Origin of the sequence: Erwinia sp. S38, assembly GCF_016624545.1 — a bacterium.
Taxonomy (GTDB): Bacteria; Pseudomonadota; Gammaproteobacteria; order Enterobacterales; family Enterobacteriaceae; genus Erwinia; species Erwinia coffeiphila.
Genome location: NZ_JACVTS010000027.1, coordinates 20,319 through 36,173, shown reverse-complemented (window position 1 = coordinate 36,173; position 15,855 = coordinate 20,319). Strand labels below are relative to the sequence as shown.

At 54.8% G+C, this 15,855-nt stretch carries 14 protein-coding genes and 1 pseudogene; 10 read left to right on the top strand and 5 right to left on the bottom strand.

Annotation, left to right across the window (positions count from 1 at the left end; translation table 11 throughout):
- Nucleotides 1–16: 16 nt before the first annotated feature.
- Nucleotides 17–1,129, bottom strand: coding sequence for a porin OmpC (gene ompC / locus IBT46_RS23355; RefSeq protein ID WP_200547597.1), 1,113 nt, complete (start codon nucleotides 1,127–1,129; stop codon nucleotides 17–19).
- 301 nt (nucleotides 1,130–1,430) lie between these two features.
- Here ompC and proB point away from each other — a divergent pair, with 301 nt between their 5' ends.
- The 4 genes from proB to IBT46_RS23335 all read left to right on the top strand — a co-directional run bounded on the left by proB (nucleotide 1,431) and on the right by IBT46_RS23335 (nucleotide 6,487).
- A complete protein-coding gene (gene proB, locus IBT46_RS23350) occupies nucleotides 1,431–2,534 on the top strand; it encodes a glutamate 5-kinase (RefSeq protein ID WP_200547596.1) in 1,104 nt (367 codons plus the stop codon).
- Between the two features lie 9 nt (nucleotides 2,535–2,543).
- Nucleotides 2,544–3,797, top strand: coding sequence for a glutamate-5-semialdehyde dehydrogenase (proA, locus tag IBT46_RS23345; protein ID WP_105590712.1), 1,254 nt, complete (start codon nucleotides 2,544–2,546; stop codon nucleotides 3,795–3,797).
- A 1,012-nt stretch (nucleotides 3,798–4,809) separates the two neighbouring features.
- Nucleotides 4,810–5,439, top strand: a complete 630-nt coding sequence (locus IBT46_RS23340) for a LysE family translocator (protein ID WP_105590713.1) — start codon at nucleotides 4,810–4,812, stop codon at nucleotides 5,437–5,439.
- A gap of 298 nt (nucleotides 5,440–5,737) precedes the next feature.
- On the top strand, nucleotides 5,738–6,487 hold the full coding sequence (locus IBT46_RS23335; RefSeq protein WP_200547595.1) for a glycosyltransferase family 2 protein: 750 nt from the start codon (nucleotides 5,738–5,740) through the stop codon (nucleotides 6,485–6,487).
- Nucleotides 6,488–6,735: 248 nt separating this feature from the next.
- On the opposite strand, the gene IBT46_RS23330 is transcribed toward IBT46_RS23335, so the two are convergent.
- From IBT46_RS23330 to IBT46_RS23320, 3 genes and pseudogenes are all read right to left on the bottom strand, one after another.
- Nucleotides 6,736–7,218, bottom strand: coding sequence for a type VI secretion system tube protein TssD (locus IBT46_RS23330; RefSeq protein WP_200547594.1), 483 nt, complete (start codon nucleotides 7,216–7,218; stop codon nucleotides 6,736–6,738).
- A 231-nt stretch (nucleotides 7,219–7,449) separates the two neighbouring features.
- Nucleotides 7,450–8,101 (bottom strand): annotated as a pseudogene (locus IBT46_RS23325) (hypothetical protein).
- A gap of 277 nt (nucleotides 8,102–8,378) precedes the next feature.
- Complete coding sequence (locus IBT46_RS23320) at nucleotides 8,379–9,161, bottom strand: DeoR/GlpR family DNA-binding transcription regulator (protein WP_200547593.1); 783 nt, start codon at nucleotides 9,159–9,161, stop codon at nucleotides 8,379–8,381.
- Between the two features lie 309 nt (nucleotides 9,162–9,470).
- Between IBT46_RS23320 and gatZ the strand changes: the two genes are divergently transcribed.
- Genes gatZ through IBT46_RS23290 form a run of 6 tightly spaced genes read left to right on the top strand, consistent with a single transcriptional unit; the run spans nucleotide 9,471 to nucleotide 14,875 of the window.
- A complete protein-coding gene (gatZ, locus tag IBT46_RS23315; RefSeq protein ID WP_200547592.1) occupies nucleotides 9,471–10,766 on the top strand; it encodes a tagatose-bisphosphate aldolase subunit GatZ in 1,296 nt (431 codons plus the stop codon).
- Entirely contained in the window at nucleotides 10,759–11,217 is a 459-nt protein-coding gene (gene gatA, locus IBT46_RS23310; protein WP_200547591.1) for a PTS galactitol transporter subunit IIA, read from the top strand. Before gatZ ends, gatA begins: the two co-directional genes overlap by 8 nt.
- A gap of 37 nt (nucleotides 11,218–11,254) precedes the next feature.
- Nucleotides 11,255–11,539 (top strand): PTS galactitol transporter subunit IIB, encoded by a 285-nt coding sequence (gatB, locus tag IBT46_RS23305; RefSeq protein ID WP_105590718.1) that lies wholly within the window; start codon nucleotides 11,255–11,257, stop codon nucleotides 11,537–11,539.
- A 4-nt stretch (nucleotides 11,540–11,543) separates the two neighbouring features.
- A complete protein-coding gene (locus IBT46_RS23300; RefSeq protein WP_105590719.1) occupies nucleotides 11,544–12,917 on the top strand; it encodes a galactitol-specific PTS transporter subunit IIC in 1,374 nt (457 codons plus the stop codon).
- Between the two features lie 39 nt (nucleotides 12,918–12,956).
- Nucleotides 12,957–14,021 (top strand): galactitol-1-phosphate 5-dehydrogenase, encoded by a 1,065-nt coding sequence (gene gatD, locus IBT46_RS23295; RefSeq protein WP_200547590.1) that lies wholly within the window; start codon nucleotides 12,957–12,959, stop codon nucleotides 14,019–14,021.
- Nucleotides 14,021–14,875: a tagatose bisphosphate family class II aldolase gene (locus tag IBT46_RS23290; RefSeq protein WP_200547589.1), complete on the top strand. Its 855-nt coding sequence runs from the start codon at nucleotides 14,021–14,023 to the stop codon at nucleotides 14,873–14,875. Before gatD ends, IBT46_RS23290 begins: the two co-directional genes overlap by 1 nt.
- A 143-nt stretch (nucleotides 14,876–15,018) precedes the next feature.
- Here the strand turns inward: IBT46_RS23290 and IBT46_RS23285 are convergent, their stop codons facing one another.
- A complete protein-coding gene (locus IBT46_RS23285) occupies nucleotides 15,019–15,837 on the bottom strand; it encodes a shikimate 5-dehydrogenase (protein ID WP_200547588.1) in 819 nt (272 codons plus the stop codon).
- Between the last annotated feature and the right edge of the window lie 18 nt (nucleotides 15,838–15,855).

Genomic DNA, 15,855 nt, shown 5'->3' with positions numbered 1-15,855 from the left:
GGTACAGTTTTACAACTTAGAACTGATAAACCAGGCCGACAGCCACAACGTCATCGGTGTTCAGAGACAGTTTGTTGTCGTCTTTCAACTGGTTAATTTTGTAGTCAACATAGGCGTTCATATTCTTGTTGAAGTAATAAGTTGCGCCCACATCGATGTATTTCACTAAATCTTCATCGCCGATACCGTTCTCGATATCTTTACCTTTGGTCTGGATATAGCCCAGTGATGGACGCAGACCGAAGTCGAACTGGTACTGCGCCAGCAGTTCCACGTTCTGAGTTTTGTTCGCCATACCGCTCACGGAAGAACCGGTTACGGTGCTGGTGCCGCTGATTGGCGTCATGTTACGCGTTTCAGAGTAAATCGCTGCCAGATACAGGTTGTTGGCATCGTACTTCAGACCTGTACCCCAGGAATCTGCTTTGTCGCCGTGACCGTAAGCCTGAGCCTGCTGCTGGTTAGTACGGTCAGAAGAGGTGTAGGCACCGCTGATGCTCACGCCGCTGTCGCCCAGTGCGTAAACCAGTGAGCCGCCGTAGCCGTCGCCGTTCTGGCGCGCTACGCTGGTACGGTCGTTAGCGCCGCCCGCGTCGTTTTTACCCTGATACTGCAGGGCGAACTTCAGGCCATCAACCAGGCCGAAGAAGTTGGTGTTACGGTAGGTCAGCACGCCGGTCGTACGCGCGGTCATGAAGTTGTCGGTACGTGCAGTACCGTCACCGCCGAATTCCGGGAACATATCGGTCCAGGCTTCCACATCGTACAGTACGCCGTAGTTACGGCCGTAGTCGATGGAGCCGTAGCTGCCGAATTTCAGACCGGCGAAGCCCAGACGGGTTTTGTTACCGGTCTGTGCGTCGGTGCTCTCAGTGTTATTGGTGTTGAACTGGTATTCCCACTGACCGTAACCGGTCATCAGGTCGTTAATCTGGGTCTGGCCCTTGAAGCCAAGACGAACGTAAGATTTGTCGCCGTTGTTTCCAGCGCTGTCGCTGAAGTAGTGCAGGCCTTTCACTTTGCCGTACAGATCCAGTTTGTTGCCGTCTTTATTGTAAACTTCAGCAGCCTGAGCGGCGGTGGACAGGGCCAGTGCGGCGGTTAAAATTGCCAGTGCGCTTTTCTTCATTGCTATCAATCCCGAAAGAGTAAAGTTTATGTCCCTTCATACTCCAGACGGCTGCGGGGCAGACTTCGACTGAACTAATTGGGACTAAGTGGCCCGGAGGCTCTTCTAAGGCACGAACGTTTTACCTTTTCTGTATTAAAGTTTTATTACAGTTTTAAACATTTCTTGTTAATCACGAACTTTTCGACTAGCGAATGGTCAGGGCTTTTTCACGCTTTTCCCCGTCTGGCTGTTGGCTTCCTTCACGACTCCTGTTAAAACGTTTCTTTGCACTCTTTTATGACAAAAACGGCAGGAAATAATGAGCAGCAGCCAGACCCTGGTGGTGAAACTGGGGACCAGCGTACTGACCGGCGGATCGCGTCGGCTGAATCGGGCACATATCGTTGAGCTGGTGCGTCAGTGCGCACAGCAACATGCGGCTGGCCACCGGATTGTGATTGTCACCTCGGGCGCGATGGCGGCCGGGCGTGAGCATCTGGGCTACCCCGAACTGCCGCCCACCATCGCCTCAAAGCAGCTGCTGGCTGCGGTGGGGCAGAGTCGTTTGATCCAGCTGTGGGAACAGCTGTTTTCCATCTACGGCATTCATATCGGTCAGATGCTGCTGACTCGTGCCGACCTGGAAGATCGCGAGCGTTTTCTTAACGCCCGCGACACCATGCGCGCGCTGCTCGATAACCATATTGTGCCGGTCATTAATGAAAATGACGCGGTGGCGACCGCCGAGATCAAAGTGGGCGATAACGATAACCTGTCGGCGCTGGCGGCGATTCTGGCCGGTGCCGATAAGCTGCTGCTGCTGACCGATCAACAGGGCCTGTTTACCGCCGATCCGCGCAATAACCCGGAAGCGGAGCTGATTAGCGACGTTCATGCTATTGATGACGCGCTGCGTGCGCTGGCCGGAGACAGCGTTTCCGGGCTGGGCACCGGCGGCATGACCACTAAACTGCAGGCCGCCGACGTTGCCTGCCGCGCGGGCATCGACACCATCATTGCCGCAGGCAGCCGTCCGGGCGTGATCGGTGATGTGATTGCCGCCACGCCGGTGGGTACACGCTTCCACGCCTTTGCCACCCCGCTGGAGAACCGCAAACGCTGGATCTTTGGTGCACCGCCTGCCGGTGAGCTGGTGGTGGATGACGGTGCGCTGTCCGCCATTCTGGAGCGCGGCAGTTCGCTGCTGCCTAAAGGTATCCGCGATATCAGCGGCAACTTCTCTCGTGGTGAAGTGATCCGCATCCGCAGCTTGCAGGGGCGCGATGTTGCCCACGGCGTGTCGCGCTATAACAGCGACGCCATGCGAATGATTGCCGGGCATCACTCCCAGCAGATTGGCGATATTTTAGGTTATGAATATGGTCCGGTTGCCGTGCACCGCGACGATATGATTGTCAGCTAAGGAATACCAATGCTTGAGCAAATGGGTAAAGCGGCCAAGGCCGCGTCATATCAGCTTTCGGTACTGTCTACCGAACAAAAAAATCAGGTACTGCTGACGATTGCCGACAGTCTGGAAGCGCAAAGCGCAGAGATTCTGGCTGCTAACGAGCTGGATCTGGCCGATGCGCGCCAGAACGGCATGAGTGCCGCGCTGCTGGACCGGCTGATGCTGAATCAGGCACGCCTGAAGGGCATTGCCGACGACGTGCGTCAGGTGTGCCATCTGGCCGATCCGGTTGGCGTGGTGATTGACGGCGGCAAGCTGGACAGCGGTCTGCGCATCGAACGCCGCCGCGTGCCGCTCGGCGTGGTGGGCGTGATTTATGAAGCGCGCCCGAACGTTACCGTAGACGTCGCCAGTCTGTGCCTGAAAACCGGTAACGCGGTGATCCTGCGCGGCGGTAAAGAGACGTATCGGACTAATGCCGCTACCGTACGGGTGATCCAGAATGCCCTGCAGCAGCACGGCCTGCCTGCCGGTGCGGTTCAGGCGATTGAGAGCCCGGATCGTGAGCTGGTCAATCAGCTGCTTAAGCTGGATCGCTACGTGGATATGTTGATCCCACGCGGCGGTGCCGGTTTACACAAGCTGTGCCGTGAAAATTCAACCATCCCGGTGATCACCGGCGGTATCGGCGTTTGCCATATCTATGTCGATCGCAGTATCGAGCAGGAAGCGGCGCTGAAGGTGATCGTTAACGCCAAGAAGCAGCGCCCAAGCGCCTGTAACTCGGTGGAAACGTTGCTGATTGACGCTGCCATTGCCGACAGTTTCCTGCCGGTGCTGAGCGCGCGGATGGCGGAAGAGGGCATTACTCTGCATGCCGATCCGCGTTCGCTGCCGCTGCTGGAAAACGGCCCGGCAAGCGTCAGCGCGGTGACCGATGCCCAGTACCGCGATGAGTGGCTGGCGCTGGATCTGAACGTGAAGCTGGTGGACGATCTGGATGAGGGCATCGCCCATATTCGCGAGTACGGCACGCAGCATTCCGATGCGATCCTGACGCGCACCATTCAGCATGCCGATCGTTTCGTTAACGAGGTGGATTCTTCGGCGGTATACGTTAATGCCAGCACCCGCTTTACCGACGGTGGTCAGTTTGGTCTGGGGGCCGAGGTGGCGGTGAGCACGCAGAAGCTGCACGCTCGCGGCCCGATGGGGCTGGAAGCGTTAACCACGTATAAGTGGGTGGCGTTTGGGGATGATACGATCCGCGGGTGATTGGCTGGAGCCTTAGTCAGCCGAGACTTTGGATTTTGTGTAGTCTGACTGTTTGATTCCGTGTTGGCAGGGTTCGGAGACTGCGCTGGCTGGCGGCTCCTCCGTCGGGCGGGTCCTCGCGCCGCTTTGCGGTGCCTTCACTCCGTTCGTCAGCCGGGCGGACCGCCACAGACGCGCGTCCTGCGCGGCTGTGCCTTTCGCCCACGTCCGTGTGGGCGAATCCTGGCTTCCTCGCTGCGTTCAGCGCTGCGGATTGCCCGATCGCAGGTGCCGCCAGCCCTCGCTTTAGCTTTTGAGTCGCCTGACTTTTGATTCCGTGTTGGCAACGATCGGAGTCTGCGCTGGCTGGCTGGCTGGCTGCTCCTCCGTCGGGCGGGTCCTCGCGCCGCTTTGCGGTGCCTTCACTCCGTTCGTCAGCCTGCCGGACCGCCACAGACGCGCGTCCTGCGCGGCTGTGCCTTTCGCCCACTTCCCTGTGGGCGAATCCTGTCTTCCTCGCTGCGTTCAGCGCTGCGGATTGCCCGATCGTAGGTGCCGCCAGCCCGCGCTTTGGCTTACGTGCTGTCTGACTATTTAATTCCGTGTTGGTGATGGTCGTTATTTCCAGCCATTGCTGTAGATTTTATCTGCCCGGTGTTTTAAGTTTCCTTAAAGCCGCAATGCTATAGCCTGAAGGGGAGCGACCTCTGCGGCTGGCGGGTAATCCGCAGCGCTGAGGTGCAGGCTGCGGGACCGGAGATGGCCGCATGGACGCGGACATCAGGCCTGGCGCTGGCAGGACGCCCGCTCCAGGCCGATCCGTAAGGCCCGCAACCGGAACCGAAGGTACCGCGCCCGGCGCGGCGCGAGGACCGGCCGGCAGCCGCAGAGGTCGATTCCCGATCACCGGCCAATGCCGAACTCAGACCTGTTAGCAGAGGCCGAAACCCGATCGCCGTGAAATGCCGAACTCAGGCCGAAATTCGATCGCTGGCACATAACCTTGAAGCACCCGATACAAGGACCCGAACTCATGATGACACTCAGCCAGATCCTGCCGTTTGCCGCCGTCTCACTCGGCATGGTCCTCACGCCCGGGCCTAACATGATCTATCTGATCTCCCGCTCACTGTGCCAGGGAAAACGCGCGGGCTTCACCTCACTCACCGGCGTGGCTCTGGGCTTTATGTTTTACATGCTCTGCGCTGCGCTGGGCATCACCGCACTGGTGATGGCGGTACCGCTGGCGTATGACGCACTGCGCTTTGCCGGAGCCGCTTATCTGCTGTGGATGGCGTGGCAGGCGATTTTTGGCGGAAAATCTCCCTTTGAAGTGCGTGAACTCCAGCCGGATAGCCCGCGCAGGCTGTTTACCATGGGGCTGTTGACCAATCTGCTGAATCCCAAAGCTGCGGTGCTGTATCTCACGTTGCTGCCCCAGTTTATTCGCCCGGAGTTGGGCAACGTCCTCGGGCAGTCGCTGACGCTGGGCTTTACTCAGATTGCGATTAGCATGCTGGTCAACGGCCTGATTATCTTTGCTGCTGGCTCCATTGCCGCATTCCTCGCACAGCGCCCCGTCTGGCAAAAAGCTCAGCGCTGGCTGATGGGTACGGTGCTGGCGGGTTTGGCTGTGAGAATGGTGGTGGACAGCAAACGCTGAATAAAATCCTGAAATACCGGTTACGTGAATCCTGCCACCTGCTCTGAGCAACTCACCGCTTACCGCTGGCTATCCGCTGCTGTCCGCCTGAAGCGGCGGTGGCCTGTTTATCGGTCGTTTTCTATGCATCCATCCGGCATTTTTTGTTAATTTAGCAAATGGAGCTATCCACTATACTCGGCGGGTTTTTATATTGGATTTTTTTCGGAAATAACAGCCTGAGTTTTACTTCTCCCTGCCCGGGAGAAATCTTTCTCTCTTAGGGAATAAGAGGGGGTGTAAATATATAGAGGGATCTATGCTGTCAGTTTGTCTGCTTACCTGTAACTCCGATCGTCTGCTCAACGATGTGGTTAAGTCATTAATTCCCGTTGCTGATGAATTTATTGTGATTGATTCCGGCAGCACCGATCGCACCCTGGAAATTCTCGCTGAATTCGGCATCACCTGTCACTATCACGTCTATACCACCCACGCACAACAAATGAACTACGCGGTCTCTCTGGCAAAAAATGACTGGGTGCTCTGCATGGACAGCGACGAAATCCTCAATGACGACACTATCGCCGACATCAGGCGGATAAAAGAAGAAGGTCTGAATAATGAAGGTGTTGCATGGTGCCTTCCGCGTTACTGGTACGTTTTGGGTAAGCCCGTACGTACCATTTACCCGGTTTCCTCCCCTGATTTTCCCATCCGCCTGTATAACCGGAACCGGGTAAAGTTTAACGATAGTCCGGTTGACGATGCAGCGGAAGGAGAGGTGCAGCGGCAGGTATTAGCGGGCCGCGTCAGGCACGATACGTTTTATTCTCTGCATGAGGTGTTTAACAAGCTTAATGTTTATACCTCTCGGGTGGTGAAATATAAAAAAATCAGACCGTCATTAAGCCGGGGGGCAATAAGCGCGTTTGGTGCGATGTTTAAATGGTATCTGCTGAACGGATCGTGGAAAGACGGCAAGGTGGGCTTTGTGACGGGCGTGTATGCCGTTTCTTACAGCTTCCTTAAATATTTTAAGGCGTGGTTCTATGCTGTGAAAAAATAATCAGTGAGCGCGCCAGCTGCTATTAGTTAAATAACGATGAAACGACAGCAGCCGGTATACCATCATTGATAAAGCTGCTTCGGCACGGATATCGGTATTTACACGGCGTTTGTACAGGCATTTCAACCACCAATTTGACGGGAGACTACACTGCCTGTACGTAGGTGAACGGAACATGAGTTATTGATACTGTGCATTCTAATGCTTTCGGTGAGGAAGATTAGCGTTTTTGATAGGGATGATTACAATCATTTTGAAACCTTATCCCAATAGTCATCAGCCTTTATATTACCAGGTAAATAATTCCACTCGATACCTCTATATCTAAGTTTAATTACTTCGTTCATATTAGGATTTGTTGAACCGGGAATGTATGAATGGTTAAACACTATGGAACTTACCACCACGCTTTCAAGCTTGATGTTATATACCTCTGCCTCCATGCCCGCATTGTTTATAGCATAAAATCTTATTATTGCGTTTTTAAGTCTTTTACAGGAACAAACGGAATCAAAGAGATAAGGTGATGATTTGTCGACCTCTTTACTCATTATTACAGGTTCATGCATTCTTGTTCCAGTCATTGATCCTGTATATGGATCTGTCGGCAATGTGATACCATGCTGCGTATTCATTACCTCAATCGCGCCTTCACGACCTAATGCAGAACAAGATCCTTTAATTTGAACACCATTTTCATCATATAAAAAAAGGTAAGCTGGTAAAGACATGTGATTCTCCTTTTGTTAAAAAATTATTCCTCTGGTCTTTCAGGTAGAACCTTAACAATGAAGCAGACGACAACGATACTGATGGAAATATAAATAAATCTTTCATGCCACGTTTCAAAATGAAAGAAAAAATAAATACATATAAAAACCAACATACCACCAAGCAAGGAAACAGTATATTCCATGAAACTATGAAATACGCGCCTGCAAAGTGATGGTTTTTCCGGTTTATCATCGGGCATACTTTACCTCTTTTTCCACAAGGTCCAGAATCTGAATGAACGCTGTTTCTCCTTGGTTTCTTCTAATCCTTAGTGCTTCAACAAAAGGATTTAGAGCAGGCTCCACGAGGAAATAAAGAAAATCATAATCTCTTTCACGTAATGCATAATATATTTCAGGGTCAGTGCTCTGGAGTTTTTGTGAGTTATAAATGCTACGCTCTGCCATACCGCCAGCTAACAGCGTATTGCCAACAACACCGCCCCGCAGAGCGACCATAAGTGAACTACGTTGAGCTATTATGGTGGCTATTTTTTTAGAGAGAATTGAATTGGTAATTGCACGCCCAAGTACAGATGCTCCCATTTTTTGCGTAAATTTCGTCTCTCTTTTCAATCGGCATGTATTGATTGAATTTATTCAATACGATTTCTATCGTTCTTACAAAATTTTCATTTTGAAGGATGCCAAACCTAATAGCTTTGATTAGCCTGATGCGTTCTGTTTCTCTATTATACCTGGAGTCAGTATCAATATAGCCATATGCCAGATAGCCTAAATCTTGCGGAACTGATAACACACCATGAATAAAACCAATTACTGCATCAGGTGAAACAATTATCTTTGCTATACGCTTTGCGATGTCTGTGTAAGTGCTCATAAGGATTCCATTCCTATTGTGTAGATAAGGTGATTGATAAATCAATCTTCTAATCTGTCTGCGCAACAGTGAACAGTTTGCCATTTTCAACCACTGTGCCGATAACTTTCCTGGCTTCCTGTGCGGCAGTGAATGCCCAAGCCGCAGAGGAAGAGCTAAAGAGAAGTTTCTAACCTGCCTGCTCGACAGTGAATCATGCCGCTTTTACTGCGGCGCGCCCTCGCCATTTCTAAGCGACCTGTTCGGCACTCCAATCAATTTGTTTAGTCGGCAAAAGCTAAACCAGAATCACCTTTTTATCCTGCTTTTTCAGGCTGTTCACCATCTCTTCCGGCGCTTCGCGATCGCTGATGATGGTATCGATTTTTTCCACCGGCAGCACAATGTTGTAGCCTTTACGGCCAAACTTCGTCGAGTCGGTCAGCACGATCACCTGCTGCGCCGCGGCGGCCATCACGCCGCTGATGGCATAGCCTTCGTTAAAGGTGGTGATGCCGTTCTCATCATCCAGCCCATCTGCACCCACAAACATCAGATTGGCAGAAACGTCCCGCAGCGCATATTCCGCAATGTTGCCGTGCAGCGAGACGGTTTTATGCCGCAGGGTGCCACCGCAGATCACCAGGGTGATGTCTTTATTTTCAAACAAGATATTCGCCGCAGGCAGGCTGTTGGTAATCACCGTAATGCTGCTCATTGCCACCAGCTCTTCGGCCAGCAGCTTGGTGGTGCTGCCGCTGTCCAGAATGACCGTATCCCCTTCACGTACCAGCTTTGCCGCTTCGATAGCGATGCGCCGCTTCGGGTCAGCAGCCAGCTGGTAGCGATCGGTCAGGCTAAACTCACTGGTTTCTATTGTGGTTTCAGCCGGAACGGAACCTTCTTTGCGTGCGGCACCGCCGTGGAAACGGCTCAGCAGCCCGCGCTCTTCCAGCAGTCGCAAGTCGGCCCGGACGGTCACTTCCGTCACCCCGAGTCTGGCGGAGATATCGTTTACCAGCACGCTGCCGGTGCGGTTCACCATTTCGATAATTTTGTTTCTGCGTTCGAAGGTATTCATCAACACTCCTTTGAGCTGGTCGGGGAATCCTAAAACGAAAGAAATAGAAAGTAAAACAAAAATCTCAGGATTGTGAGCGTTCACGGGTACTGGAGAAATGTCTTAAAACAGTGATGTTTATAACCCATTGTATTGGATATATAAAAATCAATTTGCGAGTAAGTTATTCGATGAATTGATAAAAAGAAAGAAAACGAAAGATAAAGAATGACTTCGAAAATAAATAGATCACGATCACACAACGAAAGGAAAGGGATTGTGCAATTTGCGAAAACTAACGATTGTTTACGCATACTTTCGGAGGACGTGATGAAAACGATAATTCAGCAACATAAAGACGGTCTGGACTGCGGTATTTGCTCAGTGTGTTCTGCTCATCCACTGGTGATTGAAGCGGCACTGCGCTTCGACCTTAACAGCCAGCGTCAGGTCTTGATTGAAGCGACTTCAAATCAGGTTAATCAGTTCGGCGGCTATACCGGCATGCGCCCGGCGGCCTTCCGCGACTACGTACTGGCGATTGCCCGGCGCGTTGGCTTCCCGGAGCAACGGCTGATCCTCGGCGGCGATCACCTCGGACCCAACTGCTGGCAGAATGAACCCGCCGACCAGGCGATGGAGAAATCCCGGGTGCTGATTGCGGAATATGTGCAGGCCGGATTCAGCAAGATTCATCTGGATGCGTCGATGTCCTGCGCTGACGATCCGATCCCGCTGCCGCCGGAAACCGTTGCGCGGCGCGCTGCCGAACTGTGCCGTATTGCCGAAGAAACGGCGACCCCGCAGCAGAAGGCACTGCTGACCTACGTGATAGGCACCGAAGTACCGGTGCCGGGCGGTGAAGCATCGGCTATCCATGAAGTTCACGTTACCCGCCCGGAAGATGCGGCACACACGCTGGCACTGCACCATCAGGCCTTTAGCGAAGCGGGTCTTGAACAGGCGATTCCCCGAATTATCGGGCTGGTGGTTCAGCCGGGCGTCGAGTTTGACCACAGCAGCGTGATCCACTATCAGCCGTCGCAGGCACGGGCGCTGAGCGAGTTTATTGCCTCCACGCCGGTGGTGTATGAAGCGCACTCCACCGATTATCAAACCCGCAGCGCCTATCGCGCGCTGGTAAAAGATCACTTTGCCATTCTGAAAGTCGGACCGGCGCTGACCTTTGCGCTGCGTGAGGCGATTTTTGCGTTGGCCAATATTGAAAAAGCGCTGGTTGCGCCTGAGAAACAGAGCCAGATCCTTGCTGTAATCGACCAGGTGATGCTGGATGAACCGGGCTACTGGAAAAAATATTATCGCCCGGCGTTCAGCCAGTCGCTGGTGGATATCCACTACAGCCTGTCCGATCGTATTCGCTACTACTGGCCGAATAGCCGCATCAGCGATGCGCTGAGCGCACTGACCGAAAATCTTAACCAGCAGGCGATCCCGCTGGGGCTGCTGAGTCAGTATCTGCCAAAACAGTTCGATCGCGTGCTGACCGGCTCACTTGCCGCTAACCCGCATTCGCTGATTATCGACAAAATTCAGGATGTGCTGCGCGACTACGCGTGGGGCTGCGATCCTGAATCCATCCAACACAAAGAGGTAAGCCATGCATGACTACCGCCTGATCGTCTCTTCGGCGATGAATTTTTCCAGCGCTACAGACGCCCTGCGGCATATCGGTGAGCGAATGGTGCAGGAGGGGCTGTGCCGCGACAGCTATCCCGCCGCGCTGCTGGAGCGCGAAGCCACGTACCCCACCGGGATTGCGCTTGACGGCCACGCGGTAGCGATTCCCCACTGCGATGCTTCTCACGCTATCGCACCCGCCATCTATCTGATCCGCCCGGAAAAACCGGTAGCGTTTCAGCAGGCGGATGATGACGGCAGCATCAACGCCGAACTGATTATCGCGCTGGTGGTGACCCACCCGCAGGAGCAGCTCAAGCTGCTGCGGGCGCTGTTTGGCCAACTGCAGCAGCCGGAATTTATTAGCAGCCTGCTAAACGCGGCGGAAGATGACGTCGCGCACTGCTTCAGCGAACGCATCCTGGCCGCTGCGGCATAACGTTATCCCTGACCCTGCAAAACGGAGAATAAAAAAAATGAAACGCAAAATCATTGTTGCCTGCGGTGGCGCGGTGGCTACCTCGACGATGGCCGCTGAAGAAATTAAAGAGCTGTGCGACGAGAACCACATTGAAGCCGAGCTGGTTCAGTGCCGGGTGAATGAGATCGAAACCTATATGGATGGCGTCCACCTGATCTGCACCACGGCGCGCGTCGATCGGCAGTTTGGCGATATCCCGGTGGTACACGGCATGCCGTTTATCTCCGGCGTGGGTATCGACGCGCTGCGGGATAAAATCCTGACCATTCTGCAGGGGTGAACACATGTTTACGGAAATAATGCGTTATATCCTCGATCTTGGCCCAACGGTGATGCTGCCGTTTGTGATCATTATCTTCTCCGTCAGTCTGGGGATGAAGGTGGGCGATGCCTTTAAGTCGGGCCTGCATATCGGTATTGGCTTCGTCGGTATCGGACTGGTGATTGGGCTGATGCTGGATTCCATAGGCCCTGCCGCCAAAGCGATGGCCGCCAACTTCGAAATTGGTCTTGAGGTGGTGGATGTCGGCTGGCCGGGATCGTCACCGATGACCTGGGCGTCGCAGATTGCCCTGATTGCTATTCCTGTGGCGATTGGCGTCAATATTCTGATGCTGGTCACCCGCATGACGCGGGTGGTGAACGTCGATATCTGGAATATCTGGCACATGACCTTCACCGGGGCGATGGTACATATTGCCACCGGCTCTTACTGGCTGGGGATGCTCGGCGTGGTGGTACATGCGGCGTTTGCCTATAAGCTCGGTGACTGGTTTGCCCGCGATACAAAAAACTTCTTCGATCTTGACGGCATCGCCGTGCCGCACGGCACCTCCGCCTATATGGGGCCGATTGCGGTACTGGTGGATACCCTGATTGAGAAAGTGCCGGGTCTGCGCCGTATTCACTTCAGCGCCGACGATGTGCAAAAGCGCTTCGGTGCCTTTGGTGAACCGGTGACGGTCGGGTTTATCATGGGGATCATCATCGGCCTGCTGGCGCATTACGATGTGAAAGACGTGCTGCAGCTGGCGGTAAAAACCGCCGCAGTGATGCTGCTGATGCCGCGAGTGATCAAGCCGATTATGGATGGCCTCAACCCGATTGCCAAACATGCCCGTAAGCGTTTGCAGGCCCGCTTTGGCGGTCAGGAGTTCCTGATCGGACTTGACCCGGCGCTGCTGCTGGGGCAGACCTCGGTGGTTTCCGCCAGCCTGATTTTTATCCCGCTGACTATCCTGATTGCGGTGGTACTACCGGGAAATAAAGTTCTGCCGTTCGGCGACCTGGCGACCATCGGGTTCTTTGTGGCGATGGCGGTGGCGGTGCATCAGGGTAACCTGTTCCGTACGCTGATTTCCGGCACGGTGATTATGAGCATCACTCTGTGGATCGCCACCCAGACCATCGGGCTGCATACCCAGCTGGCGGCCAACGCCGGTGCGCTGAAGGCGGGCGGGCAGGTGGCTTCAATGGACCAGGGCGGATCGCCGATCACTTACCTTCTGATTCAGCTCCTGACCTGGCAAAACGTCACTGCGCTGGTGGTGATTGGCCTGATTTATTTTGCCGGTGTCCTGCTGACGTGGCGTCGCGCACGCAGCTTCAGCACGCCGCCGGAACCCACGCTTTCCAGCTCTAAAACACTGTCTGAATAAACTGCGGGGGGAGATCCCCCGCCATTCTGGAGTTCTCTGATGAAATCTGTCGTGATCCACGCCGGAGGCAGCGTTACGGTTGAAGAAAGACCGTTGCCTCAGATTGAAGCCGCTGATGATGTGCTGGTTGAGGTGATCAGTTCGGGACTGTGCGGCTCCGATATCCCGCGTATTTTTCACAACGGCGCACATTTTTATCCGATTACCCTCGGCCACGAATTCTGCGGCCGGGTAAAGCTGACCGGCAGTGCGGTCAACGATTTACAGCCCGGTAATCTGGTTTCCTGCGTGCCGCTTCAGCCCTGCTTTCAGTGTGAAGAGTGCCAGCGTCAGCTCTGGTCCCAGTGCCGCCACTACCGATTTATCGGCTCCCGCAGCGACGGCGGCAATCGCGAATATATCGTGGTGCCGCGCAGCAATCTGTTCCTGCTGCCGGAGCACACCACGCCAACCGAAGGGGCGTTCTTTGAGCCGATGACCGTCAGCCTTCATACCATACAGCTGGCCGGTGGCTGTGAAGGTAAAGAGGTGATTATCGTGGGCGCGGGCACTATCGGCCTGCTGGCGATGCAGTGTGCGAAAGCGCTGGGAGCACGTTCGGTCACGGCGATTGATATCAATCCTGAGCGGCTGGCGCTGTCGCAGAAACTGGGCGCGGACTACACCTTTAACAGTGCCGAGATGACCGCCGCAGAAATCCGCACCGCGATGGACTTCAGGCGCTTCGATCAGCTGGTTCTGGAAACCGCCGGCAGTCCGCAAACCGTGGAGCTGAGTATCCAAATCGCCGGACCGCAGGCGCAGATCGGCCTGATTGGCACGCTGCATCGTGATTTACCGCTTAGCAGCAGCACCTTCGGTCTGATCCTGCGTAAAGAGCTGCGAATTCTCGGCAGCTGGATGAATTACTCGGGTCAGTGGCCCGGCGTGGAGTGGCAGCAGGCCGTGCGGTTGTTTGAGCAGGGATCGATCGACCTCTCATCGCTGATTGCGGTCCAGGCCGCGCCGCAGGATTACGCCCAGGCGGTCAGCGCGCTGGCGGGCAAGCCAATGAGCGGGAAAATCATGCTCGATTTCTCAGTCACGGATAAGGAGCAGGCATAATGTATCTGGTTTCTAATCGTACGATGCTGCTTAAAGCGCAGCGCGAAGGCTATGCCGTACCGGCATTCAACGTTCATAACCTGGAAACCGTGCAGGCGATTGCCGAAACGGCGGTGGAACTGCGCTCGCCGGTGATTATGGCGGGCACCACCGGCACCTGGAACTACGCCGGACTGGAGTATCTTGTCGCAATCTGCCAGCAGGCGGCGAAAAAGTACGATCTGCCGATCGCGCTGCACCTCGATCATCACGAAGATCTCAACGATATCAGCCGCAAAGTGCATGCCGGGGTGCGATCGGTGATGATCGATGCCTCGCATTATCCCTTTGCACAGAATATTGAAAAAGTCCGCGAGGTGGTGCGTCTGTGCCATCGTTATGATGTCAGCGTGGAGGCCGAGCTGGGGCGGCTGGGCGGTCAGGAAGACGATATGATCGTTGATGAAAGCGACAGCTTTTTTACCGATCCAGCCAAAGCGCAGGAGTACGTCAGCCGTACCGGGATCGACTCGCTGGCGGTGGCGATCGGATCGGCGCACGGGCTGTATCAGGGGGAGCCAAAGCTGGATTTCGATCGGCTGGCGCAGATCCGCGAACAGGTGGATATTCCGCTGGTGCTGCACGGTGCCTCAGGGATTCCGGAAGCGATGCTCAGGCGCTCCATTTCTCTCGGCATCTGCAAAGTGAATGTGGCTACAGAGCTGAAAATCGCCTTCTCCGGCGCGGTTAAGGCCTTCTTCAACGCGCATCCCGGTGCCAGCGATCCGCGCGAATATATGGAGCCGGGTAAGCAGGCGATGAAGCAGGTGGTGGCGGAAAAAATCAGGATCTGCGGCAGCGAAGGGCGTATTTAGCCTGGCCCACCGGCGGTCTGCATAGCTGATGGTATGCAGAGCACTTTTGCTGACCGGCGGCCTGCATAAAGTACCCTGGCCGACCGGCTATTCGCGTAACGAGTGCCAGACAGAGTACCCTGGCTGGCTGCCTCTGATGAAGGTTATTGCCGGGACCAGGCCGCGGCTTCCCTGAACAGCGCGTCGTCGGGGCGGATGCCGGTATACAGCGCAAACTGCTCCACTGCCTGAATGGCAAACACCGCCGCGCCGGTAATGACGGTTTTATCTTTCTCCCGCGCGTAGCGCACCAGCGGGGTGATTTCCGGCAGCGCAACCACTTCAAAAATGACTTCGGCCGCGTCGACCTGGCGCGGCGTGAATGACATCAACTCCGACTCAGCGCCACCGCTCATGCCGGTTGGCGTAGCGTTAATCAGCAGGCCCGGCTGGAGCTCGCCCAGATCTTCTCGCCATTCAAATCCGTACAGCGCCGCCAGTTCCCTGCCGCTTTGCTCGTTGCGGGCAACAATATAGCCGTGGTTAAACCCGGCATCCTTCAGCGCGGCCGCCACGGCCTTGGCCATGCCGCCGCTGCCGCGCAGGGCAAAGGTCAGCCCGCGATCGACCTGGTGCTGCTTCAGCAGGCTGGCGATGGCGATGTAGTCGGTGTTATAGGCTTTCAGGTAACCGTCGGTGTTCACAATGGTATTCACCGAGTCGATAGCCTTCGCCGATGGGTCCAGCTCGTCCACCAGGGCGATCACCGCTTCTTTAAACGGCATGGAAATCGCACAGCCGCGAATGCCCAGCGCCCGTACACCGCCAATAGCGGCGGGTAGATCGGTCGTGGTAAAGGCCTTATACAGGTAGTTGAGATCCAGCGCGTCATAGAGGAAGTTATGGAAGCGGGTGCCAAAATTTCCCGGGCGGGATGCCAGCGACATACATACAGTCGTGTCTTTGTTCAGCTGTCGGGTCATGGATGCGGTCCTGTGCTC